General features: G+C 40.3%; 26 protein-coding genes. 3 read left to right on the plus strand and 23 right to left on the minus strand.

Annotated features, from left to right (window positions below):
* Window positions 1–278: 278 nt before the first annotated feature.
* The 11 genes from ACWJAF_RS12130 to proC all read right to left on the minus strand — a co-directional run bounded on the left by ACWJAF_RS12130 (window position 279) and on the right by proC (window position 12827).
* Complete coding sequence (locus ACWJAF_RS12130; RefSeq protein ID WP_448864251.1) at window positions 279–1220, minus strand: TIGR03943 family putative permease subunit; 942 nt, start codon at window positions 1218–1220, stop codon at window positions 279–281.
* Window positions 1221–1433: 213 nt separating this feature from the next.
* On the minus strand, window positions 1434–2531 hold the full coding sequence (locus ACWJAF_RS12135; RefSeq protein WP_448864253.1) for a CobW family GTP-binding protein: 1098 nt from the start codon (window positions 2529–2531) through the stop codon (window positions 1434–1436).
* Window positions 2532–2903: 372 nt separating this feature from the next.
* The gene (locus tag ACWJAF_RS12140) at window positions 2904–4886 is read right to left on the minus strand and encodes a sodium-translocating pyrophosphatase (RefSeq protein ID WP_296093808.1); all 1983 of its coding nucleotides are present in this window, start codon (window positions 4884–4886) and stop codon (window positions 2904–2906) included.
* Between the two features lie 193 nt (window positions 4887–5079).
* Window positions 5080–5820 carry a tRNA pseudouridine(38-40) synthase TruA gene (gene truA, locus ACWJAF_RS12145; protein WP_448864256.1) on the minus strand — a complete coding sequence of 247 codons (741 nt, stop codon included), beginning with the start codon at window positions 5818–5820 and terminating at the stop codon, window positions 5080–5082.
* Window positions 5821–5917: 97 nt separating this feature from the next.
* The gene (locus ACWJAF_RS12150; protein ID WP_448864258.1) at window positions 5918–6742 is read right to left on the minus strand and encodes an energy-coupling factor transporter transmembrane component T family protein; all 825 of its coding nucleotides are present in this window, start codon (window positions 6740–6742) and stop codon (window positions 5918–5920) included.
* The gene (locus ACWJAF_RS12155; RefSeq protein ID WP_448864290.1) at window positions 6739–7593 is read right to left on the minus strand and encodes an energy-coupling factor transporter ATPase; all 855 of its coding nucleotides are present in this window, start codon (window positions 7591–7593) and stop codon (window positions 6739–6741) included. Before ACWJAF_RS12155 ends, ACWJAF_RS12150 begins: the two co-directional genes overlap by 4 nt.
* A gap of 71 nt (window positions 7594–7664) precedes the next feature.
* Window positions 7665–8519: an energy-coupling factor transporter ATPase gene (locus tag ACWJAF_RS12160; protein WP_296033249.1), complete on the minus strand. Its 855-nt coding sequence runs from the start codon at window positions 8517–8519 to the stop codon at window positions 7665–7667.
* A gap of 185 nt (window positions 8520–8704) precedes the next feature.
* The gene (locus ACWJAF_RS12165) at window positions 8705–9223 is read right to left on the minus strand and encodes a peptidylprolyl isomerase (protein ID WP_296033238.1); all 519 of its coding nucleotides are present in this window, start codon (window positions 9221–9223) and stop codon (window positions 8705–8707) included.
* A 174-nt stretch (window positions 9224–9397) separates the two neighbouring features.
* Entirely contained in the window at window positions 9398–11071 is a 1674-nt protein-coding gene (locus tag ACWJAF_RS12170; RefSeq protein ID WP_448864260.1) for an aryl-sulfate sulfotransferase, read from the minus strand.
* Window positions 11072–11159: 88 nt separating this feature from the next.
* Window positions 11160–11780, minus strand: coding sequence for a hypothetical protein (locus ACWJAF_RS12175; RefSeq protein ID WP_448864262.1), 621 nt, complete (start codon window positions 11778–11780; stop codon window positions 11160–11162).
* A 252-nt stretch (window positions 11781–12032) separates the two neighbouring features.
* Window positions 12033–12827, minus strand: coding sequence for a pyrroline-5-carboxylate reductase (gene proC / locus ACWJAF_RS12180; protein ID WP_448864263.1), 795 nt, complete (start codon window positions 12825–12827; stop codon window positions 12033–12035).
* A 422-nt stretch (window positions 12828–13249) separates the two neighbouring features.
* On the opposite strand from proC, the gene ACWJAF_RS12185 reads away from it, so the two are divergent.
* Complete coding sequence (locus tag ACWJAF_RS12185) at window positions 13250–13891, plus strand: GntR family transcriptional regulator (RefSeq protein WP_448864265.1); 642 nt, start codon at window positions 13250–13252, stop codon at window positions 13889–13891.
* 258 nt (window positions 13892–14149) lie between these two features.
* Here ACWJAF_RS12185 and ACWJAF_RS12190 read toward each other — a convergent pair whose 3' ends face one another.
* The 3 genes from ACWJAF_RS12190 to ACWJAF_RS12200 form a co-directional block, all read right to left on the minus strand.
* Window positions 14150–14734 carry a TetR/AcrR family transcriptional regulator gene (locus ACWJAF_RS12190; protein ID WP_296033232.1) on the minus strand — a complete coding sequence of 195 codons (585 nt, stop codon included), beginning with the start codon at window positions 14732–14734 and terminating at the stop codon, window positions 14150–14152.
* 71 nt (window positions 14735–14805) lie between these two features.
* Window positions 14806–15078, minus strand: a complete 273-nt coding sequence (locus tag ACWJAF_RS12195) for an acylphosphatase (protein WP_296033231.1) — start codon at window positions 15076–15078, stop codon at window positions 14806–14808.
* 91 nt (window positions 15079–15169) lie between these two features.
* Entirely contained in the window at window positions 15170–15712 is a 543-nt protein-coding gene (locus ACWJAF_RS12200; protein ID WP_296093801.1) for an HD domain-containing protein, read from the minus strand.
* A 165-nt stretch (window positions 15713–15877) separates the two neighbouring features.
* Here ACWJAF_RS12200 and ymfI point away from each other — a divergent pair, with 165 nt between their 5' ends.
* Window positions 15878–16612, plus strand: a complete 735-nt coding sequence (gene ymfI / locus ACWJAF_RS12205; protein WP_296033228.1) for an elongation factor P 5-aminopentanone reductase — start codon at window positions 15878–15880, stop codon at window positions 16610–16612.
* A 216-nt stretch (window positions 16613–16828) separates the two neighbouring features.
* On the opposite strand, the gene ACWJAF_RS12210 is transcribed toward ymfI, so the two are convergent.
* From ACWJAF_RS12210 to ACWJAF_RS12245, 8 genes are all read right to left on the minus strand, one after another.
* A complete protein-coding gene (locus ACWJAF_RS12210; RefSeq protein WP_296033225.1) occupies window positions 16829–17581 on the minus strand; it encodes an exodeoxyribonuclease III in 753 nt (250 codons plus the stop codon).
* A gap of 95 nt (window positions 17582–17676) precedes the next feature.
* A complete protein-coding gene (gene truA, locus ACWJAF_RS12215; protein WP_296093799.1) occupies window positions 17677–18411 on the minus strand; it encodes a tRNA pseudouridine(38-40) synthase TruA in 735 nt (244 codons plus the stop codon).
* A 65-nt stretch (window positions 18412–18476) separates the two neighbouring features.
* Entirely contained in the window at window positions 18477–18608 is a 132-nt protein-coding gene (locus ACWJAF_RS12220) for a hypothetical protein (protein ID WP_448864269.1), read from the minus strand.
* A gap of 2 nt (window positions 18609–18610) precedes the next feature.
* Window positions 18611–19060, minus strand: a complete 450-nt coding sequence (nrdR, locus tag ACWJAF_RS12225) for a transcriptional regulator NrdR (RefSeq protein WP_296033221.1) — start codon at window positions 19058–19060, stop codon at window positions 18611–18613.
* Window positions 19061–19144: 84 nt separating this feature from the next.
* Window positions 19145–19384, minus strand: a complete 240-nt coding sequence (locus tag ACWJAF_RS12230) for a PRC-barrel domain-containing protein (protein WP_296033247.1) — start codon at window positions 19382–19384, stop codon at window positions 19145–19147.
* Window positions 19385–19652: 268 nt separating this feature from the next.
* Window positions 19653–19838: a ferredoxin gene (locus tag ACWJAF_RS12235; RefSeq protein WP_296033220.1), complete on the minus strand. Its 186-nt coding sequence runs from the start codon at window positions 19836–19838 to the stop codon at window positions 19653–19655.
* Between the two features lie 176 nt (window positions 19839–20014).
* Window positions 20015–20944, minus strand: a complete 930-nt coding sequence (gene arcC, locus ACWJAF_RS12240) for a carbamate kinase (protein ID WP_448864272.1) — start codon at window positions 20942–20944, stop codon at window positions 20015–20017.
* 130 nt (window positions 20945–21074) lie between these two features.
* Window positions 21075–21701: an HAD family hydrolase gene (locus ACWJAF_RS12245; RefSeq protein ID WP_296033218.1), complete on the minus strand. Its 627-nt coding sequence runs from the start codon at window positions 21699–21701 to the stop codon at window positions 21075–21077.
* A gap of 361 nt (window positions 21702–22062) precedes the next feature.
* Between ACWJAF_RS12245 and dapB the strand changes: the two genes are divergently transcribed.
* A complete protein-coding gene (gene dapB, locus ACWJAF_RS12250; RefSeq protein WP_448864274.1) occupies window positions 22063–22860 on the plus strand; it encodes a 4-hydroxy-tetrahydrodipicolinate reductase in 798 nt (265 codons plus the stop codon).
* Window positions 22861–23011: 151 nt separating this feature from the next.
* Here the strand turns inward: dapB and trxA are convergent, their stop codons facing one another.
* The gene (trxA, locus tag ACWJAF_RS12255) at window positions 23012–23323 is read right to left on the minus strand and encodes a thioredoxin (protein WP_448864276.1); all 312 of its coding nucleotides are present in this window, start codon (window positions 23321–23323) and stop codon (window positions 23012–23014) included.
* Window positions 23324–23501 lie beyond the last annotated feature (178 nt).

The raw sequence follows: 23501 nt of genomic DNA on the forward strand, positions 1-23501 counted from the left end.
ACTACCGCCTGCCAATCACGACATGAGAAAGCGCTGGTATCCTGTTTGCAGCGTTTTTTGGCGCGATGTGTAGAAGTTCTTAGGCAGTTTGACTTTCCGTTAAAGGGACGGAGCGACACTGTTTGAGGCGCATGCCGAGTTTGGAGCGGAGTCCCTTTCGTCCTTAGGAAAGTCGGACTGCCTTAGAACTTCTGCATCGTGACATCTAGCAGCAGACAGGATACCAGCGCTTTCTCATGGACCGAGAGGCCACAATGACATAGTGTATTAAACAGCAATTAACCTAAATACACAACCTTATCTTCCGGTTCCTCTACAGGTTCCATATCAATCAGATACAATACCGGCTGTTTATTTCCAAATGAGCTGACAGCTTCATACTCAAATCTCGCACGGATCTTCATCCATGATTTTGTCTTTGCATCAACTTTCTTTTCTGCTTTACACGGATATCCATAATAACGTACATCCTCTGCACAGCAAGTCATGATCTCTCTTACAGGGACGAACATATTATCCGGCATTCCCTTCGGGCGGAAAATCTGGCCTTTGAATTCGATCTCTTTGTGCAGGTATAACTCAGGATGGTCATATGCATCCACATACCATACTCCAAAGTCTACATCGTCCAGCACGATCTTATCTCCCTTTACATCGTAAGGAAGGTCTTCTTCTGATGGTTCAATGATTTTTCCCTGCATGTCTTCGAATATAAGCTGTGCCATTGGATTCTGTACTTTCAGTGCACGTCTGAATCCTGATCTGTTCACACCATCTGCACATCTGTTCACAACGATCAGTTCGGATTCTGTAAGCTGTTCCATCAGCATATTTCTCATATTCATCAGATACATATCCAGTGTTGTTCCATCTACAGTCGAATATACACCCTGTAATTCAAAGCTTCTTGGGTATCTGATTGAAAGCAGGTCTTCCAGCTTCCACATTCCATTATATTCAATAACGATCTGCGCCGGATGATAGTTTCTTTCACAATTTTTGAAAAATACAGTATTTAACTGATCGAATTCATCGATTTTCAGTAATACCATGTTTTTTTCTTTTAAATATTCTTCCGGGTACTCCTCTTCTCCTTCTTCGCAAAGAAGTAACAGTGTAAGTCCCGGTTCGATCCATTCCTGTTCCATCAGGGTCTCTTTGATCATGGTTGTTTTTCCACTGTCCAGAAATCCTGTTACGATAAACATAGGTGTTGCCATACTCGCACCTCTTTCTTTTATATTTCTATCTTACTATTACAATTACACATAAAATCTGCCGTCAGAAACTTCTATTCTATACCTTTATACACATAAGATCTGTCACCGGCAATCTAAATTTTAACGATACATAGACACTGTCACTGGCAGTGTCTATTGCATACTTTTGTATATAGAGGCGCACTTTTCATGCGCCTTTTACTTTCACGTTTTTTAGATATGGAATAATTTTAGAAGTTCGTCTTCCTTCAGATCTGTTCCGATTACGCAGATACGTCCTGTGTAGTCAGGCTGTCCTTCTCTTACTTCGTACTCTTCTGGTACTAAGTCGAACTGCTTCCATGATCCGTCTGTCATCTGAATGATACCTTTTGAACGGAGGATTGTACCATAAGATGTTGTTTCTGATAATGCTTTCAGCAGATAATCCAGTTCTTCTTCTGTATATTTGTGAACTGTCTCCTTTCCCCAGCTTGTAAATACATCATCTGCATGATGATGATGGTGATGATCGTGGTCATGGTCATGTCCACAGCAACAGTCGTGATCATGATCGTGGTCGTGATGGTCGTGGTGGTCATGATCGTGATCACAGTGCTCATGGTCGTGATCGTGATGGTCGTGGTGCTCATGGTCATGGTCGTGATGATCGTGATCGCAATGCTCATGGTCATGATCGTGATCTTCATGATCTTCAAACAGGCTTTCAATTTCAGCGCCCTTTGTCAGTGCATGGCTGATTGCTTCTTTTCCAAGTTCATCCCATGGTGTAGAGATGATGGTTGCTTCTGCATTTTCTTCACGAAGTGTGTGTACACATTCTTCTACTTTTTCATCTGTCATCATCTGTGTACGGCTTACTACGATCGTAGAAGCATGCTCTACCTGATCTTTAAAGAATTCTCCAAAGTTCTTCATGTACATCTTCGCTTTTTTACCATCTACGACTGTAATTCTTCCGTCGATTTCGATATCAGCATCTTTTTCTACTGCTTCGATTGCTCTTGCTACGTCAGATAATTTTCCTACTCCTGATGGCTCGATGATAACACGGTCCGGATGGTATTCGTCTAATACTTTTACCAGTGCTTTGCTGAAGTCGCCAACCAGTGTACAGCAGATACATCCAGAATTCATCTCTGTGATCTCGATTCCTGCATCTTTTAAGAATCCACCATCAATACCAATCTCACCAAATTCATTCTCGATCAGTACCAGTTTTTCTCCTTCCCATACATCGCTAAGGAGTTTTTTAATAAATGTAGTTTTTCCTGCTCCGAGGAATCCGGAAATAATGTCTACTTTTGTCATGTTTACTGCCTCTTTTCTATCTATTTTCAAAATTAATAAAAGTCCCGACAAATATATTATCACAAACCGATGGTGGTTGCCAGTCCCTCAATTCTTATATTTTTCTCAACTTTTTATAAATTTAATCTCATCCCATATTTTTTCTGCATCACGAGTGTATCTGGCACCGTCAATTTTTATACACTCAACTATCAGCTGCTCTTTCATATGTTGACATACATAGAACCTGCCACTGACAACTTTTCTTGCATACTTTGGTATAAAAAAACGATATCCATACACCTCATCTGGTACAGATATCGTTTTTCATAATATCAACGTATATAAGAGAAACTGCCAGTAGCAAGTTCTTTATATTATTTTATAAACTTCTTATAATAATCCGCCAATTGACAGGAACAGTGGTGCGAATACCAGTGATACGACTGTCATCAGTTTGATCAGGATGTTGATAGATGGTCCTGATGTATCTTTGAATGGGTCACCTACAGTGTCTCCAACTACGGCTGCTTTGTGAGCTTCGCTTCCTTTTCCACCATGGTTACCATCTTCGATATATTTCTTAGCATTATCCCATGCTCCACCGGCATTTGACATAAAGATTGCCATCATAACACCTGTTACAAGTGCTCCTGCAAGAAGTCCGCCAAGTGCGGAAGGTCCAAGAAGGATTCCGACAACCAGTGGTGCAAGCACTGCCATAACACCTGGAACCAGCATTTCTTTTAATGCTGCTGTTGTTGAGATAGCAACGCATGATTTGTAATCTGGTTTCTCAGTACCTTTCATGATACCAGGCATTGTCTTGAACTGACGTCTTACTTCTTCGATCATCTGATATGCTGCTCTTGATACAGATGACATTGTCATAGCTGAGAATAAGAATGGAAGCATTCCACCAATCAGCATTCCGATGATAACTCGTGAATCAAGAATATCGATAGTCTTCAAATGTACTGCTTCTGCATAGGATACGAACAGTGCAAGTGCTGTAAGGGCTGCAGATCCGATAGCGAAACCTTTACCCATAGCTGCTGTTGTGTTACCTACGGCATCCAGTTTGTCAGTGATCTGACGAACGTGTGGATCAAGTTCAGACATCTCTGCAATACCACCGGCATTGTCAGCAATCGGTCCATAAGCATCTACGGCTACTGTAATAGCTGTTGTAGAAAGCATTCCTACAGCGGCAAGTGCGATACCATAAAGTCCACATGTCTGGTATGCAACAAAGATACCAACGCAGATCAGAAGAATCGGGATTGCTGTAGATTTCATACCTACTGCAAGACCACTGATGATTGTTGTTGCAGATCCCGTCTCTGACTGTTCTGCAATCTCTTTTACAGATTTGTAATCTCCGGATGTATATACTTCTGTGATGATACCGATCAGAAGTCCTACGATCAGACCAGCTACGATTGCGATGGCTGCCTTGAAGTCTCCGAAGAATACTTTACTAAGTACACAAGATACGATCAGTACCAGTGCACTTGCTACATAAGAACCTGTCTTTAATGCTTTGTGCGGGTTAGAATTCTCATCACCTTTTACAAAGAAAGTTCCAAGGATAGAAGCTACAAGTCCAAGTCCTGCGATCAGAAGTGGGAAGATAGCTCCTTCTGCCTTATAATATACGATTCCAAGTGTCAGTGCAGATACAAGGGCTCCTACATATGATTCAAAAAGGTCAGCTCCCATACCAGCTACGTCACCTACGTTATCTCCTACGTTATCAGCGATAACCGCCGGGTTACGCGGATCGTCTTCCGGAATACCTGCTTCTACTTTACCTACAAGGTCAGCTCCTACGTCAGCAGCTTTGGTATAGATACCACCACCAACACGGGCAAACAGGGCAATTGAAGAAGCTCCAAGGCTGAATCCTGTAATGATATCAACATTCTTAGTAAGAATATAGATGATGCTGACACCAAACACACCAAAACCAGCTACGCACATACCCATTACAGCTCCACCGGAGAATGCAATCGAGAGTGCTTTGTTCATTCCTTTTTCTTTTGCTGCATTTGCAGTTCTTACGTTTGCTTTTGTAGCAACCTTCATTCCGCAGAATCCTGCAAGTGTTGAGAATAATGCTCCTACTACGAAGCATACAGCAGTGATCCAGTTTCCAATTCCAATTCCGATAAGCACGAATAATACTACTACGAAAATAACCAGAATCTTATACTCTGCTGTCAGAAATGCCTGTGCACCGTCGCTGATAGCTGAGGCAATTTCTTTCATTCTGTCGTTTCCGGCATCCTGTTTACTTACTCTTGCTGCAAGATAGGCTGCAAAGAGTAACCCGAGGATTCCAAATACCGGAACAAGATACAATAACGTTTCCATAATTTTTCTCCTTCCATTTGTCTTTGTCATAAATTAATGTCAGACAGGTGTATTTTAACATATTCTTAACAGACGATGGTGTTATTTTTCATTTTTGTACGTTATTCCGATTATTTTCTGTATATTGTCCAATTTTCCGACCTTTTATTGATTATTCTTAATGTATTTTTACCAATATAATCCGTTTTAATGATTAATTATAATCAATTTTTACGAGCACAAGCCCGTTCGGCGGCGCTGTCACACCTTCTGAAGTGTGTACTTTTGCCTCCAGGATCTCCTTTACTTTCTCCGGTGTATAGAATCCTCTTCCAACACGGATCAATACTCCTGCTATGATACGGACCATATTATATAAGAAGCCATTTCCCGTAACTCGGATCACGATCTCACCATCTTTTTGCTCAATCGTCAGATCGTACACCGTCCGCACAGTATCCTGTGCATTGGTCCGAATATTGCAAAAGCTCACAAAATCATGTTCTCCAACCAGATATTCTGCCCCTTTTCTCATTGCTTCGATATCCATTGGAAATGAGACAAAAGTGCAATATCTTGTTTTTAACGGATTCGGTACTTCTGCATTATAGATATGATATTCATACGTCTTAGAAATATTATCCTGATATCTCGGATGCCAGTCCTGCGGTACTTCATCCGACTTCATTACCACGATATCTTCCGGTAGCCTCTGATTCAGCGCATAAGAAAATCTCTCCGGTGGAATCTGCGATTCTGTATCAAATATTGCCACATTCCCCAGTGCATGCACACCGGAATCCGTTCTGCTGGCTCCAATAATCCTTATGTCTTCTCCGGTAAGTTTATGCAATGCTTTATTCAGTTTTTCCTCAATAGTGATTCCATTTGGCTGGATCTGCCAGCCACAGTAATTCGTTCCGTCATACGCTACGAATATTCTGACTCTTTTCATGATAACCTCCATACAATTCGATACAATTCTTTTTTCTCACTTACTATATAAATTTAGGACGGAGGATTTTTAAAAAACCTCCGTCCCCTTATACAATTTAAAATATCCAAATATGCACTGGCACACATCTTCCAACAACAACCACCAAAATCACATAAACAATTACAACAATATACGCAATTCTATCATTCTTACTATACTGTAACGGTTTCATCTTCGTACGGCCTTCTCCCCCGCGGTAACATCTTGCCTCCATTGCCATTGCAAGGTCATTGGCTCTTCGGAATGCAGATACGAATAACGGTACCAGAATCGGGATCATGCTTTTGGCTTTCTGGATCATGTTACCACTTTCCAGATCCGCTCCTCTTGCGATCTGCGCTTTCATGATCTTGTCCGTCTCTTCCAGAAGAATCGGGATGAACCGGAGAGCGATCGACATGATCATCGCAACTTCATGGACCGGAACATGAATCTTATTCAGTGGTCCAAGCAATTTTTCGATTCCATCTGTCAGCTCATTTGGCGTCGTTGTAAATGTCATAAGCGACGAGCCAATGATCAGATAGATCAGTCGGATTGCCATATATACCGCTGTTCTGAGCCCGCCTTCTGTAATCGTAAATATCCACGCATGGAACAGCACTTCCCCATCCCTCGTCAGGAATAAGTTAAATAATACCGTGATCATCAAAATCATAATAACCGGTTTTAATCCCCTTACGATAAAGGAAAACGGAACTCTTGACATTTTTATAATAATAATCAGGAACAATGTCGTCATCACATATCCTGGTATACTGCTAAACAAAAACAGTGAGATCAGATACAGCAATGTCCCTACCAGCTTTACTCTTGGATCTAATCTGTGTAATACACTCTTTGCCGGATAATATTGTCCGATTGTAATATCTCTTATCATATCTTCTTCTCCAGTGCCTGCATAATCTCATCTGCTGCCTCTTCCACAGTCGTTACATTTACCTTAACCGGCAATCCTTTTTCTTTCAGATCATGCATAATGTAAGTCACCTGCGGAGCTGCAAGTCCAATCTTTTCCAGCTCCTGATAATGGGCAAATACTTCTTTTGGTGCACCATTATACATTACAGACCCTTTGTTCATAACGATGATCCGGTCTGCATATTTTGCAATATCTTCCATGCTGTGTGATACCAGGATAACCGTCATATCACTCTGTTTATGCAGGTATGCAATCTGATCCAAAATATCATCTCTTCCTTTTGGGTCCAGTCCTGCAGTCGGCTCATCCAGCACCAGAACCTTTGGACGCATCGCAAGCACTCCTGCGATCGCGACTCTTCGCTTCTGTCCTCCCGAAAGTTCAAAAGGAGATGACTTATAATATTTTTCTTTTAATCCCACCAGCTTCAGTGCTTCCAGCGCACGCTTTTCGCACTCTTCTTTGCTAAGTCCCTGATTCTTCGGTCCAAAGCAGACGTCTGTCAGTACATCAATCTCAAAAAGCTGATACTCCGGATACTGGAATACCAGTCCGACCTGGTTACGAAGCCTGCGCATATCGTACCCGTTCTGGTAAATGTTTTCTCCATTATAATATATCGCACCGTCCGTTGCCTTCACAAGTCCGTTCAAATGCTGGATCAGTGTTGATTTTCCCGATCCGGTATGACCGATGATTCCCACAAATTCCCCATGTGGGATTTCCAGGCATATGTCTTTGAGTGCGTGTTTTTCATATGCAGTCCCCGGACTGTATACATAATTCAAATGTTCTATCTTAATTGCAATGTCTGTCATTTCTTCTCACCATTTCTTACATCAAATGTTCTATTGTTGTAAATGCGTAATTGCCGGGACGTTTATCTTTTCAAACGTTCCACTGCTTCTACCAGTTCTTCTTTTTTCAGAATTCCTTTCGGAATGTCCAGTCCGCGTTTCCTAAGCTCGTCTGCAAGAATCGTCACCTGTGGCACATCCAGCCGGTAGCTCTTCAGTTCATCTACTCTGGAGAATATTTCTCTTGGCGTTCCTTCCATTACAACTTTTCCGTGATCCATAACAAAGATCTTATCCGCATCTACTACTTCTTCCATATAATGCGTGATCAGGATCACCGTAACATTTTTCTGTTTTCTGAGTTTATGAACCGTCTTTAATACTTCTCTTCTTCCTACGGGATCAAGCATAGCTGTCGGTTCATCCATGACGATACATTTTGGCTCCATTGCCACAACACCTGCAATCGCCACTCTCTGCTTCTGACCACCGGAAAGCTTATTCGGAGAATGATGACGGTACTCGATCATTCCGACTGCTTTTAAACTTTCTTCTACCCGCTGCCAGATCTCTTCTGTAGGAACGCCCAGATTCTCCGGTCCGAATCCGACATCTTCTTCTACTACCGTACCAATGATCTGGTTATCCGGATTCTGGAATACCATTCCGGCCGACTGTCTTACGTCCCAGAGTTCTTCTGGATTACTTGTATTCTTTCCATTCACCCATACGGAACCTTCTGTTGGCACCAGGATTGCATTCAGATGCTTGGCAAGCGTTGATTTTCCAGAACCATTATGTCCAAGAACTGCTATGAACTGTCCTTCTTTTGCTTCCATATCTACTTCATCAATAGCACGCGATGTTCCAATCACATTGCCTTCTTCATCACGTTTTTCATATTCATATACCAACTTTTCTGTCTGGATCATTTCCATCTGTATTTTCCTCCGCGTCATATGTGTTGGAAGTTTGCATACTTTACCTTCTACATAGCCTGCCACCGGCAGCCTCTTTCGAAAGCATTGCGATACAATATATGCTGCTCCATAAGGCGCAGCATATATTTATCAGAAACTTCTGATCGCTGTATTTTTCATTGCTATGATTCTGCTATCTTGGCTTATGCTCTTTCTGGTTCCGGATACTCTGTTCCCATTGTATCAACGGTTACTTTCTTCATCTTCTGTTCGGTCAGAGGTCTGTCACTGTAATCCGTATCCGTCTCTGCGATCTTATTTACAATATCCATTCCTTCAATGATCTTACCAAATGCTGCATATGCCCCGTCAAGATGTGGAGCTGCCTTGTGCATAATAAAGAACTGTGATCCTGCTGAGTCCGGATGCATAGCTCTTGCCATAGAAAGTACACCTTCTGTATGTGCAAGATCATTTGCAAATCCGTTCTGTGCGAATTCACCTTTGATGTTATATCCCGGGCCACCCATGCCTGTTCCGTCCGGGCATCCTCCCTGGATCATGAAACCATTGATGACACGGTGAAAGATCAGTCCGTCATAATATCCTTTTTTTACCAGTGAAATAAAGTTGTTGACTGTATTTGGAGCAACTTCCGGATACAGCTCTGCTTTCATAATATCTCCATTTTCCATCTCAAATGTTACGATTGGGTTTGCCATTTTTATTTTCCTCTTTTCTTTCTAAGATTTTCAAATGTGGAGCCTCCACCAGTTGCGGATTCTTCCACTTATTAACTATACTTAGGTATCAATAAAAGCGCCGGTAAAAACCGACGCTTTCATTTTAGCGGATAAATCCTCATCCGTAAAGACTTCCAAAAGATTTTTCATTCATTATTCATTTTTTTCAAAATAAAATCCATCGAAATTATATTTGTATACTCTGTAAATGAATTTTTCATAGTTCATTTTATATGTGGCAATTACTTTGTGATTCTCATCATATTCGCTGAACATCCCCTTAAGTCCTGTATCAATCAGTACATTATCGCCTAGCTCCTGCGCACTGCTTACATATCCTGAGTATGGAACTTTAAATGAATCCACTAATTCAAAAGTGCCTGCATTTTCATCTACCAGATATTTGTAATACTTGGAATTCTTTCCTTCTGTCGCAGATGATTCTTTCAGTCCGATTGCTGACCAGTCATAATCCGGTCTCGTCTCACTGATTCCAATATTATTGTTATACATATACAGGTAGTACTGTCCTTCCTGCAGACTCTCATCCGTTTCATATGCGATGGAATGCTGTCCTCCCTGGATTGTAAAATCACCTTTTTTATTCAGCAGCAGACTTACATAAGAAGTATCATCCCAGAAATCCTTCTCTCCGATCATATATGCAACCGACGGCTGATCGTAAATATTATCGATTTTGATAATTGTTGATGTCTCTCTGGAACTTAACAGCACTGAACCATTTCCCATATACTGAATGGTATTAATATGCATCCAGTCCAGTTCATCAGAAGAATTCTTGACACAGGTTTTCTTATATTCTCCAAACAGATCTTCCAGATCCAGTACTTCTGTTACTTCTCCTGAGTTTACATCCAGTTTCAACACAATATCTTCTACACTGTCCTGTGTCGTATCTGTCGCAAGGATCAGCATATTTCCGTTCTCATCAAAGACGTAGTCATGATGCAGTTTGTAATCGCCAAGATTATAGACATTCGTTACCTGTCCCAGGCGGTTTACCTGCGCCAGACGCTTTTCGGAAATGCTGTAATACATGGAGTTTTCATCAAAGATCAGTCTGTGGCTTCTATATCCAAGAAGCGGAACCTCTCCCCTTAACACCCCATTATTATCATAATAATACACAAAATCCATGGAAGAGCTGTCATTACCAAGTATGACATACAGACCATCTGTCAGCTTGTCCGCACTTTGCTTTACATCTGTATCAAGCTGTACTTCTTCTTCGCCGTACAAACTTCCCATATCGTAGACAATTTCTTTTGTATCTGTCGAACCATCTTTGTTCGTAATATAGAAAGTTACGGTATTTTCCGTATCCGGTATCAGACCAATTACCTGAAATTCGTGTTCTGTCTGGTATTCTTCCTGTTGATAGACATCCCTGCTGAAATCCTCAATATTATCTTTGTCTACATGGATCGTATAAGATACCTTTACTGCATTATCCGTCTTAAAATATACATATAACGACTGCATATTGGTTCCGAATGGATTATACTCTATCAGCATATTACTTAATGTATAATCCTGGGATTTTTTCTTTGCTTCCAGTGCATCTGCAATCTTTTGCTCTTCTTCTACATTGTACGCTTTCTTGATTTCTTCATACAGCTTCTTTTGCTCATCATTCATCACATTTGTTTCATTATCTGACTGCTTTTTTTCTCCGTTGCTGTCAGTTTCTGACGTCTGCTCTGTTTTTGTCGTCTCATCTGTCTTTGTGTCTGACTTTCCACATCCTGTCATTCCCATTGCAAGCATCATAGCCAGCATCCCTGCGGTCATGATTCGTCTTTTCACTTTTTCTCCCACCTTCTTATTCGTTTTTTCTCAGTTAAAAATATCATAACAAGAATTTGTGTTAAAAATATGAATTATGGTCACTTTTTTATTTTATATCGTAAATAATGATTCCACCCTTTTCTTCATATCCGGTTTTCCACAGTTCTTTCAGGTTCAGCCGGACTTTTTCCCCATAAGTGGCTACATCTATCCACGTTCCTTCTGCGTCTGTCTCATATCCGACCACCAGAAACCAGTGCCAGATAAAATCTTTGTATGCTTCTACGTTCTGGTGTTTTAACATCAGATACGGAACCGGAAGTCCCTGGTCAATCTGGTTGCGAATCAGCATCTCCGCCTCTTCTTCCGGAATATCTCCGTCAAACTTCTCCATCTCAATCTGGTAATCTGCTTTACACCGTTCGTTGACATCTCTGATATACTTTCCCAGTCCTTCGATATACCATTCTGGTTTTCTGACTCCTCCGACTCTCGGCCGGATATATGGTTTCATGATCTGGCTGAATTTTTTGTACGATTCTTTATCCATTCTGTCCAGATCAAACGGATATAATTCTTTCATTCCCATATATTTTGCAAAATAGATACAGCTGTCACATGCAGTTGCAGCACCACATCCACCAATATTCATGACAATATTCGTAAACCAGTCCTGATTCCCGCCAAATTCACCATCTATTGTAAAATACTCCAGTTCCTTTTTCATATCCAGCCACCTGTCTTTCTACAATCTGTTATTCCCGCTTACTGTTCATACAGTACCATGATCTTTTTATTTTCACTTTTTATTCTTTATATCTTGATGCGTCTGTCTTCTTATTACATTTGCTGCTTTTTACTTTGACAACATAGGAAAAATTTTATCACATAATAATGTACATACGCAAGGGCAGATATTGCGAAACACTCACAATATCTGCCCTTATTTATTTCCAATATATCATATGCTGCTTACTTTTTATAAGCTTCTTGACATCTCTTCGCAAACTTTCATTGCTTCGATGATGGAACTTCTAAATCCAAGTTCTTCTAATGTACGAACTGCTTCGATTGTTGTTCCTGCTGGTGAGCAAACCATATCTTTTAATTCTCCAGGATGTTTTCCTGTATCCAGAACCATCTTAGCACTTCCAAGTACTGCCTGTGCTGCAAATTCATAAGCCTGTTTTCTTGGCATTCCACCAGATACTGCTGCATCTGCCATAGCCTCGATCAGCATGAATACATATGCCGGTGAGCTTCCGCTTACTGCTGTTACAACGTCCATCAGACGCTCTGGAACGATTTCTGCACGGCTAAAGCTTTCCAGAAGGCTCTTTACATATGCAATCTCATCTTCTGTCATATGTTCGTTCGGGCATACAGCGGTCATACCTTCGCCTACCATAGCTGGTGTATTTGGCATTGTACGTACGATTTTTACATCTTTTCCGAATTTTTCTGCGAGCCATGCAAGTGTCTTACCTGGTGCAATTGTGATGACGATCTGGTTTTCTTTCACTACATCTTTGATGTCTGCGATAACGCTCTCATAAAACTGTGGTTTTACAGAAAGGATAATTGTCTCTGCTTTTTCTGCTACTTCTTTGTTATCAGCTGTTACATTAATACCGTAAGCTTTCTGTACTCTTTCTCTTCCAGGTGCAAAAAGATCTGCCCCGATGATTTCTTCTGCCGGAATCACATTATTCTTAATAATACCACCCATAATTGCTGATGCCATGTTACCTGTACCGATAAATCCTAATTTCATCCTTCTTACCTTCCTTTTCTATCAACTAATCTTCTTACTCCTGTATCTGTGATGCTTTTATTGCTGTATTCTATAAAATTCCCGATTCAGGAATCTTCTTTCAGCAATGAATTTATGTTTGCATCATCTTTTACAGTTGTATACATTTTTAAAATTTGTATACAATTCATTTGTTACTGTGACTATAACACCAGTTTTTCCAAAAGTCAACACTTTGTCTTGAATTTTCCCCAAAAATACGTTACAATTTGTATACAATCAATTGGAATGTATACTTTTTATTCATCCACTCCCGGTAAGTCTGATGAAAAAGAATAAGTGCAAAAGTAAATACAGAAAACTTGCCACTGGCAACTTTTCTTGCATACGCAGGTATCAAAATGGCCCCGGGAGTACATTATTCAGGATTAGGGGGAATTATCATGGCAGAAAATAGTCCATCTCTTGCCACTCAGGCCTATCATACAATCAAAGAAAATATTTTAAATCTGACTTATCCGCCAGGCATGGTTCTTACAGAAGCTATGCTTACCAAAGAACTGGGCATGAGCAGAAGTCCGGTCCGGACTGCCATCCAGATGCTTCAGGCCGAAGGACTGATCGTATCTGATTATTACAAGTCCATGACTGTACGTGAGATTACTGATAAAGACATCAACGAAATCTATCAGCTAAGAGAGCTTCTGGAAGGTGCCGCATTCCGTCAGATCTTTACCTCCGGAAAATACGAAGAATATTCTTACCGTATCGAAGAAAAGGTTGTCCGTATGTGCGCTGTCGCCGGCGATCTCTATCAGTGGGAAGTCGCAGATACTGCCATGCATATGGAGATTATTAGTATATTTGAAAATGAGCGTATCAACCACATTTATGAAAATAACTTATCCGAACTGATCCGTATTGGACAGTATTCTATCCGCAACGGTATGCGGATTCCAAAAACCAATGATAATCTGAAAAAAATGGTCTCCTATATGCGAAAAGGAAATTATGAGAAAGCATTTGAAATATTGAAAAATGACCATTTTGGAACCGGAAAGGATACTGCTTTAAAAATGCATTAGCCGGATTACCGCTTGCTGCCATCTCATGTTCTTCTACTGTCCGTTTCTCAAGGATATTTTGACATACAGAGAACCTGCCTCTGGCAACTCATCCTGCATACTTAGATATCAAAAAACACATGCTACAGAGAACAGCTTTTCCTGTATACTTTGGCATATAGGAAAACTATATGAAAAGTCATACTGCTTCTGTATCATGTGTTTTTATTATGAAAACTGTTTTGTTTTTTAATATAACATTTACGGATCAGAATGTGCCTATTTTTTAAAATGCTCCATCATAACCGGCATACATTTTTTAGAATATTCCCCCAGTGAATATTCTCCTTTGTTCAGACACCAGTCTGATACCAGCGCCCGTTCGCACATAGAATAATATTTCACCAGTTCATTTACCGATACTGTATCGGATATCTCACCTTTTTTCTGTCCTTCGTCAATAATGCTGCTGATCAATTTGTAATATTTTCGGTTCTGATCAAGCAATGACCGGTGTCCCTGGGCTACCAACTGAGTGGAGTAAAGCGATGCCAGCAGATCGATACTGATCTTTTCTTCCATCATGGTATGTGCTTCATAATTCAGATACAACAGTTTTTCATAGCTGTTCATCTGTGGATCCATCTTTTTCTCAAGTTCATCGTAATGATCGTCCAATATCATAGATAATGTATTTAACAATTCATCTTTTGTATTAAAATAATAATAAAAAGATCCCTTTGATGTTCCCGACAGATCAATAATATCATCTACCGTTGTTCCGTTATATCCCTTTTCATAAAACAACTGCCATGCAGCCTCTACAATCCTGCCTTTTACACTCTTCGCTTTTCCTGTTTCCATTCCTTTGGTCTCCTTGCCGTTCTCGTCCTAGATGTCTATAGTATATCATACTTATAATACCCCGGTCAAAATCAATACTTCACTTCAAAACTGCTTTCCAGCTCTGTATCCATCTCTTCTGTATCAATCCAGTCAATCTGTATAAACTGATTCCGGTTCAATCCTTTCATCAGTTCAAAAATCAATGCTTCTCTTCCCTGTACTTCCATTACAACGGTGCCATCGTATTCATTTTTCACCCATCCGGTCAGGTTCATAGATCTTGCCAGATATTTTGCCGTATATCTGAATCCCACGCCCTGTACTCTTCCATGAAATACCATATGTTTTCTTACTTCTGCCATAGTTTTTCACCTCAAAAGTGTATCTGAAATAATAATCAGGACACTGCATTATCCGGTGCAATGTCCTGCCACTCTTTACTGATTCATATTTTTAATCATCTTCAAAATTCTTGCTTACAAGCTCACAGTATTCCTCGTAAGCATCTACACCCTGAAATGCTTCCTTCAAAGCATCTCTTATTCCAATATAATACCATCCTATAATCTTCTTATCCTTCATCCGGAATCTGTTCCAGAGTTCTTCTCCGTACATCGGATAATCCCTGTCAATATCCCGCATGTTAGACAGTTTGTCCGCAAGCCCTATCATCTGCACTTCTCTTGGTGCTGTCTTCAAATGCTCGATCGTTGCTGACTTACGCTCCATCCATGTCTTCGACTTGTCTTCGCTTTCCTGTGCCACCATCGACGCAACTCTTTCTGAAAATTCTTCCGCCAGAACTTCCTTAGATACACTCTTACAGTCTTCAATCGTATCATGCAAAACTGCTGCACTGATAATCTCTTCATCCTGCGTCATCGTCGAAACAATATCGCCCACCTCGATCGGATGCACAATATATGGCCTCTTGGTTCCTTTCCTGAACTGTCCTGCATGTGCTCTCGTGGCAAATTCAATTGCCTTATTAATCATAATGGTACCTCTCTTTATCGCAAATGATCTCTCTGAAGCCGATTTTTATCCGGCTGCGTTAATTTGATACATAAATAATATCACCTGAGACTTTAAATGACAATCATTTCAGTATATAATAGAGAAATAAAGTTATTTAAAAAATATCGTCAGGGGAGATATAACATGAATCAGAAAACAATTTTTATTACTGGTGCTTCCAGAGGAATCGGAAAAAGCATCGCACTTTTGTTTGCATCACGTGGTTATCAAACATTTTTGAACTGCTCTACTTCTATGGAAGAATTAAGAAGGGTCAAACAGGAAATCAAAGAAAAATATCACACACCATGTACGCTTGTACCCGGCAACGTCGGTGACTCCAGAAAAGTTAATGAAATCTATGAAAGAATCTATGAAGAATGCACACATCTGGATGTTCTGGTCAACAATGCTGGCATCTCGTATATTAATCTTCTGACAGATATGACAGACGAAGACTGGAACCGCATCATCCAGACAAATCTTTCCTCTGCATTTTACTGCTGCAGACAGGCCATTCCACCGATGGTATCCAAGCGTTCTGGAAAGATTATCAACATTTCCTCTATGTGGGGAACTTCTGGTGCATCCTGTGAAGTTGCTTATTCCGCATCCAAGTCCGGAATCAATGGGTTCACAAAAGCTCTTGCGAAAGAACTTGCTCCAAGCAACGTTCAGGTTAATGCGATCGCCTGTGGTGTAATTGATACCTCTATGAACAGTCAGCTTACGGAGGAAGAGCGCAAGGCTCTTGAAGAAGATATTCCAGCCGGAAGATATGGAACTCCGGAAGAAATTGCACAGATGGTGTGGAATATTGTGCATGCGCCGGATTATATGACGGGGCAGATTATTGGGGTTGATGGGGGATTTTTGTAAAATCTCCCTCTTTGTCCCGGACGCTGTTGTGGTAAGAATATCAGGACGAAAAGAGAAGTATATTATATAAAACGGTGCCGCTCCCTTCGGTCAATGTCATCTTATTTATATAATATACTTCTCTTTTCTGTTTTATTTTTTTGTGCAACAGCTGGTACTTGCTTTGAGTTTTTTCAGACACACTCTAGCTGACTTGATTTCGCTTTTTAGTTTTAATTATTCTATGTCGAGTTCTACTGGGCAGTGGTCGGAGCCCAGGATTTCGGTGTGGATTTTGGCGTCTTTTAAGCGGGGTTTCAGGCTTTCGGAGACGCAGAAGTAGTCGATACGCCAGCCTGCGTTTTTCTTTCTTGCGCTGAATCTGTAGGACCACCATGAGTAGATGCCTTCCTGGTCTGGATAGAAATAACGGAAGGTATCGATGAAGCCTGCATTCAGAAGATCTGTGAATTTTCCTCTTTCTTCATCTGTGAAGCCTGCATTCTTACGATTGGTCTTTGGATTTTTCAGGTCGATTTCTTTATGTGCAACATTAAGATCACCGCAGAAAATGACTGGTTTCTTCTCTTCCAGCTTTTTCAGGTAAGCAAGAAATGCATCTTCCCACTGCATACGGTAATCCAGACGTGCAAGTTCACTCTGTGAATTCGGTGTATACACTGTTATAAAGTAAAAGTCTTCAAATTCCAGTGTGATCACGCGTCCTTCTTTATCATGTTCTTCGATTCCAAGTCCGTAACTTACACTGATTGGTTCCTGTCTGGTAAAAATCGCTGTTCCTGAATATCCTTTTTTCTCTGCATAATTCCAATATTGATGATATCCCGGCGTATCCAGTTCCAACTGTCCAGCCTGCATCTTTGATTCCTGAATACAGAAAATATCAGCATCCAGTTCATTAAAAACATCCATAAATCCTTTCTGCGCGCACGCACGGATTCCATTGACATTCCATGATATAAATTTCATACAGTTCCTCCCTGTTAGTTTTTATCCAGAAATATTAATGAGGTACCCGGATTGCTCCATTGCCACGCATTTTCACAATCCTCGAATACATCATATTAATAATATACTTTTCTTAAGAACAATCCTCTCGCCGGTGCTAAAAATCCCGCAAGGCTTCTGTCTTCTGCTGCTATTACAACTGGAAGCATAGATGCATCTCTCTTACCTGCTCCGATTTCGAGAAGTGTTCCGGTCAGAATTCTTACCATATGATACAGGAAACCTGTTCCATAATAAGTAATTCTTACTTTATCTCCACTGCTTACAATCTTGATATTAACAATCTTACGCACCGGATCTTTACACTCTTTATCATCGGTAAAGCTTGTAAAATTCTTTGGTCCGATCAGATATTTTGTTGCATCACGCATGGCTTCAATATCAAGCTTTTCCGGATAATGATAGCAATATCTTCTTGAAAAAACATCTGGTTTTTCACGGCAGTCGATATAATACTCGTATTTTTTTCCCTTTGCGCTTTTTCTTGCATGAAATCCATTCTTTGCAAGTTCTACCTTCATAATGCGGATATCCTCCGGAAGGTATCTGTTCAATGAATCTTTTAATTCTTTTGTATCATATAACTTTGAAAGCTTTACACTTGCGACCTGTCCACGGGCATGTACACCTGCATCTGTTCTCCCGGATCCGTCTATGTGCACACGGTATCCGACTAATTTACTGATACTAAGCTCCAGAATATACTGAATTGTATTATCCGTAGTCGCCTGTCTCTGCCATCCCTGATATCTGCTCCCATCATAGGAAATGGTTAGCTTATATGTTCTCATACTTTTTTCACCCAATCTGCTCTATCTTATTAATTCCCTTTAACTTTTCTTATAATTTCTGTCAACTACATGGCAATACATAGAACCTGCCACTGGCAGCTCCTTACGAATGCATGGCAATTGAAAAACGGAGAAGCAAATAATTTTTTCGCTTCTCCGTTATATTCTATCACGTTATCTTCCTGTTCGCAATTCATTCTTATTCTAATATCTTTTTTAATTCATCCATAAATGTGCTTACATCTTTAAATTCTCTGTAGACAGATGCGAATCTGACATAAGCCACTTCGTCCAGTGCTTTCAGCTCATCCATCACAGCTTCCCCGATCGCACTGCTTGGGATTTCTTTTTCTTCCAGACTGAATACTTTTGTCTCAATCCGGTCAACTACTTTCTGTATATCTGCCGTAGCAACCGGTCGTTTATAGCATGCACGAACCACACCATTTTCCACTTTTCTACGGTCATACTGTTCTCTGGTATTATCTTTTTTGATCACTGTCAGAGGAATCGTCTCAACTTTTTCATACGTTGTAAAACGCTTCCCACATATATCACAGGAACGGCGGCGTCTTATACAGCTGCCGTCTTCTGCAGGTCTGGAATCGATAACTCTGGTATCCGGATTATTACAATATGGGCACTTCATATGAATCGTTCCTTTCTGTCCTTCAAACTCTCATTCATTAAATATAGTATATCTTTTCCCAAAACAGAAGTCAAACACATTCCCTTATTTTTCTTCGTGAATTTCCACCAGGATCAGATCCGGGCCGATTCTTTTTATACATGAAAATGGTATGACATACTCCTTACCATCTCCAAAAAAGCTGCACCACTTTCCTCCTTCTGGAACGACAAGTGCTTCTATACATCCTTTACAGTCATCTATGATCAGATCATTAATATAACCAAGCTTTTTGCAGTCACAACAGTTGATCACTTCTTTTTTCTCAAGCTCACACAACCGGATTCTGGACATATCTTTACAGCCTCCATTTCTGATACTATATCCCCTTAACAGCTCTTTTCACATAAGTATATATTGAACCCTATATTTTCATAAACTCTGCTGTTTTATACTATTTTATGCTTTTTTATCTGATCTGATATTATTACTTCCTTACGAATGCATGGCAATACAAAGAACTTGCCACTGGCAACTTCTCTTGCATACTTTGGTATAAAAAGTCTGTATATTCACGACATCTCTGCCATAAATATACAGACTCTTCTTATTTCTAATCTTCAATTACGATCACAGCCACCGGACATTCTTCCTTTGCCTCGATTGCCGCACTTTCATGTTCCGGTGTAACTTTTGCATAAGCCTCTGCCACACCATCTTCATCAAACCGGAACACCTCCGGACATGTTGCAACGCATGCTCCACACGATATACATCCATCTACTACTTTTGCTTTCATGAAACATTCCTCCTTGTATAACCAGACTGCACACATTTTCCCGACTTATCGTCAGCGGCAGTTTAAACTTCTACAACAGTATGTCTCATTTTTTCAAAAATATTCTGTTTTTCCGACTCGGAATTATGGTTGCATATTGATGTCTGCTCTTTTTTATCCGATAAATATATCCATTCTTATTTGATTATTGTACCGGTTTTTCCTTTGATTGCATCGTCCAGTTTATCGAATGATGTAATAAGGGCACTTCTTCCTTCTCTCTTTTCCAGGAATTCTACTGCGGCTCTGAACTTTGGATACATGTTATATTTTCCAAAGTGTCCTTCTTCCATATATTCTTTTGCCTGTGTAACACTGATCTCACCAAGCTCTTCTTCTTCCGGTCTGTCCATGTTGATCTTAACTTTTTCAACACTTGTCAGAATAATTAACTCATCAGCATCTGTTTCTTCTGCCATCTTTCCTGCAGTTAAATCTTTTTCAATAACTGCACTTGCACCTTTCAGACGGTGATCCTGTTCCAGAACAGGAATTCCACCACCACCGCAGGCAATGACAACCTGATCTGCATCCAGTAATGCTTTGATTGCATCAATCTCTACGATGCTGACCGGATTTGGCGCTGATACGATACGACGGAATCCTTTTCCAGGCTCTTCTACTACGTAATTACCTTTTTTACGCTCTGCACTTGCTTCCTCAGCATCCATGTAACGTCCGAGAACTTTTGTCGGTGTATAAAATGCCTCGTCGTATGGATCTACGATTACCTGAGTCAGGATTGTGCTGACAGTTCTGTAAATTCCACGATCCATCAGTTCTTCACGAATCGCATTCTGAAGGTCATATCCGATATATCCCTGACTCATAGCAGAACATACAGACATTGGTGCTGCTGTGTAATCTTCATGCTGTTTGGCAAATTCATTCATCGCTGTATGGATCATACCAACCTGAGGTGCGTTACTGTGTGTGATTGCAACCTGATAACCTTTTTCAATCAGATCACCGATCACTTTTGCTGTCTTCTTTACTGCTTCTTTCTGTTCTGGTAATGTTGTACCAAGTGCTCTGTGTCCTAATGCAACTACAACTCTTTTTTTCATAATCTATACCTCTGCTTTTCTAGTATTTTTCTACGAAATAATATAAGAAAATTATAGTATTTTTCTATATAAAATGCAATGCTTTTTCATTTTATCTCTTGAATATACAGAAAATTTTTCAAATATTCTGCTATGAAAATAATTCTATATTCAAAAGCTGTTCAAACTTCTGTATAGATGTATATTCACCTTCTACTTCACCAAAACCATATGATGCAAAGATCATCGGGATACCTGCTTCCCTGCACGCATTGGCATCTCCCTGCGTATCTCCCACGTACACGGCTTCATCCAGTCCGTTTCTTTCCATGATGATACGGATGTTTTCTCCTTTTAATTTTCCTGTATAAGCCGGGCAGGTAAAGTCCTTAAAGTATTCTCCGAGTTTTGAATTCTGTAAAAATGCTTCAATATATCCGTCCTGGCAGTTACTTACGATATAGAGTGGATATTTTTCACTTAACTTTTTAATTGTCTCCTTTACTCCGTCAAAAATCACACACGGACCTGTCGCAACCAGTTCATTTTCATATTTCAGCATTTTTACCAGAAGTGCCATCATCTCATCTTCCGGCATATCCGGGAACAGGCTTTTTCCGATCGCTTCCATTGGTTTTCCGAATTCTTTTTTCAGATCAAATTCGTCCAGTTCTTTATACTCAATTCCTTCATCTTTAATCACTTTATTCCACGAAACTGCTGCTACAGCTGTCGAATCCCACAAAGTTCCGTCTACGTCAAATATAATTCCTTTCATGTTTTCCTCCATCGTATATTTTTCTCGTCATTGTTCTTTTAGAGTGTGTCAACAAAATCCTTTTTTGTAAGATACACTCAGTATACTATATTCACCCTGTCCTCTACAAGCCGATCATTATAACTCATTCATGACACTGTTCACACGTTATGCAAACCACCTGCCATTAACCAGTAATTTTCTGATTCCAAAACTTTTTCTCTATACAATAAAAAAACATATAAACGTTCTTCCTGTTAACAACAACGTTTCTTTCTGTGCTATACTGAAATCAATATACGTTACAGTTCACGTACACCCGGCAAACTGTAACATTTGCATCCTCATTTACAGGTATGCTTTACGAAAGGAGAATTTCATTATGAAAGTTATTGTAATCGGACCAAGGGGGAAAATGGGAAAACTGATTACTCAGGTTGCTGCCAGCCGTGACGACATGGAACTGGTTGCCGGAGTTGCACCAAAAGGACGGGATTATATCGGCAAGGATCTGGGGACCGTTGCCATGACAGGCACTGAGCTCGGCGTTCCTGTAGTTGATGATCTTGCAAGCGTCATCGATTCCTGTGATGTGATCATTGATTTTTCTACAAAAGAAATGGCGATGGGGGTACTTGACCTTGCTATCGCACATAAAAAAGCACTTGTATGTGGATCTACCGGTTTTTCGGCCGAAGAAATGAAACGTTTTGAAGCTGCCGGAAAAGAGATTCCAATGCTTTATGCCGCCAACACTTCCAAGCTTGTAAATATCATGAACAAACTTCTGGAACTTGTAACCACAACATTAAAAGATGAGATCGACATCGAGATTCTGGAAATGCATGACCAGTGGAAAAAAGATGCCCCAAGTGGAACTTCAAAAGAGATGGGCGAGATCATGGCTCATGCACTTGGCAAAGAATTAGATGAAATTGCTGTCTATGGCCGCGAAGGTGAATCCCCTCGCAAGCCAGGAACCATCGGCTATCATTCACTGCGCGCCGGCAATATTCCAAGCAGCCATACCGTATTCTTCGGAGGCATGGGGGAACGTCTGGAGATTACACATCATTCTTATAACTGGGAATGCTTTGCAAGAGGGGCTTGTGACTGTGCTGCTTATTTAGCTGATAAAGGGCCTGGGTTCTATTCCATCAAAGATGTATTAAATTTGTAATTGCTGTTTAATACATTAATTTGGGTTGGATTCCCGGTCCTTGCGTATGCCTTGGTATAAGATCTGGTATCCTGTTTGCATCGTGACATCTAGCAGCAAATAGGATACCAGCGCTTTCTCATGGACCGGGAGGCCACCATGAACTAGTGTATTAAACAGCTAAAAGCCCTTCTAACTCCTCTTTCGACATCACTCCCATATCACGCTTAGCCACTTCCCCATCCTTGAATACCAGGAATGTTGGGATGGACATTACACGATACTGTCTTGCAAGTTCTGGTTCCTGGTCTACGTCCAGTTTGCATACTTTCACGTCTGTGCGTTCTTCTGCGATTTCTTCTACCAGCGGTCCCATTGTCTGGCATGGTCCGCACCATGTTGCCCAGAAGTCTACCAGTACCGGTACTTTTGATTCTAATACTTCTTCATTAAAATTATCTTTTGACAAATGTACTACTGCCATATCTATTTCCTCTCTTTCGTAAGAACATTGTTATTGTGTATCTACACGTTTATTATACCCACTTTTTTAAATTTATCTATATCTTTTCTATAAAATATTATGAAAAAATTATTCAATAATATCTACTTTTTCTGATAATCATTTACTTATGACATACCATACATAGAACCTGTCACCT

The sequence above is a fragment of the Dorea sp. genome (genome assembly GCF_977044405.1).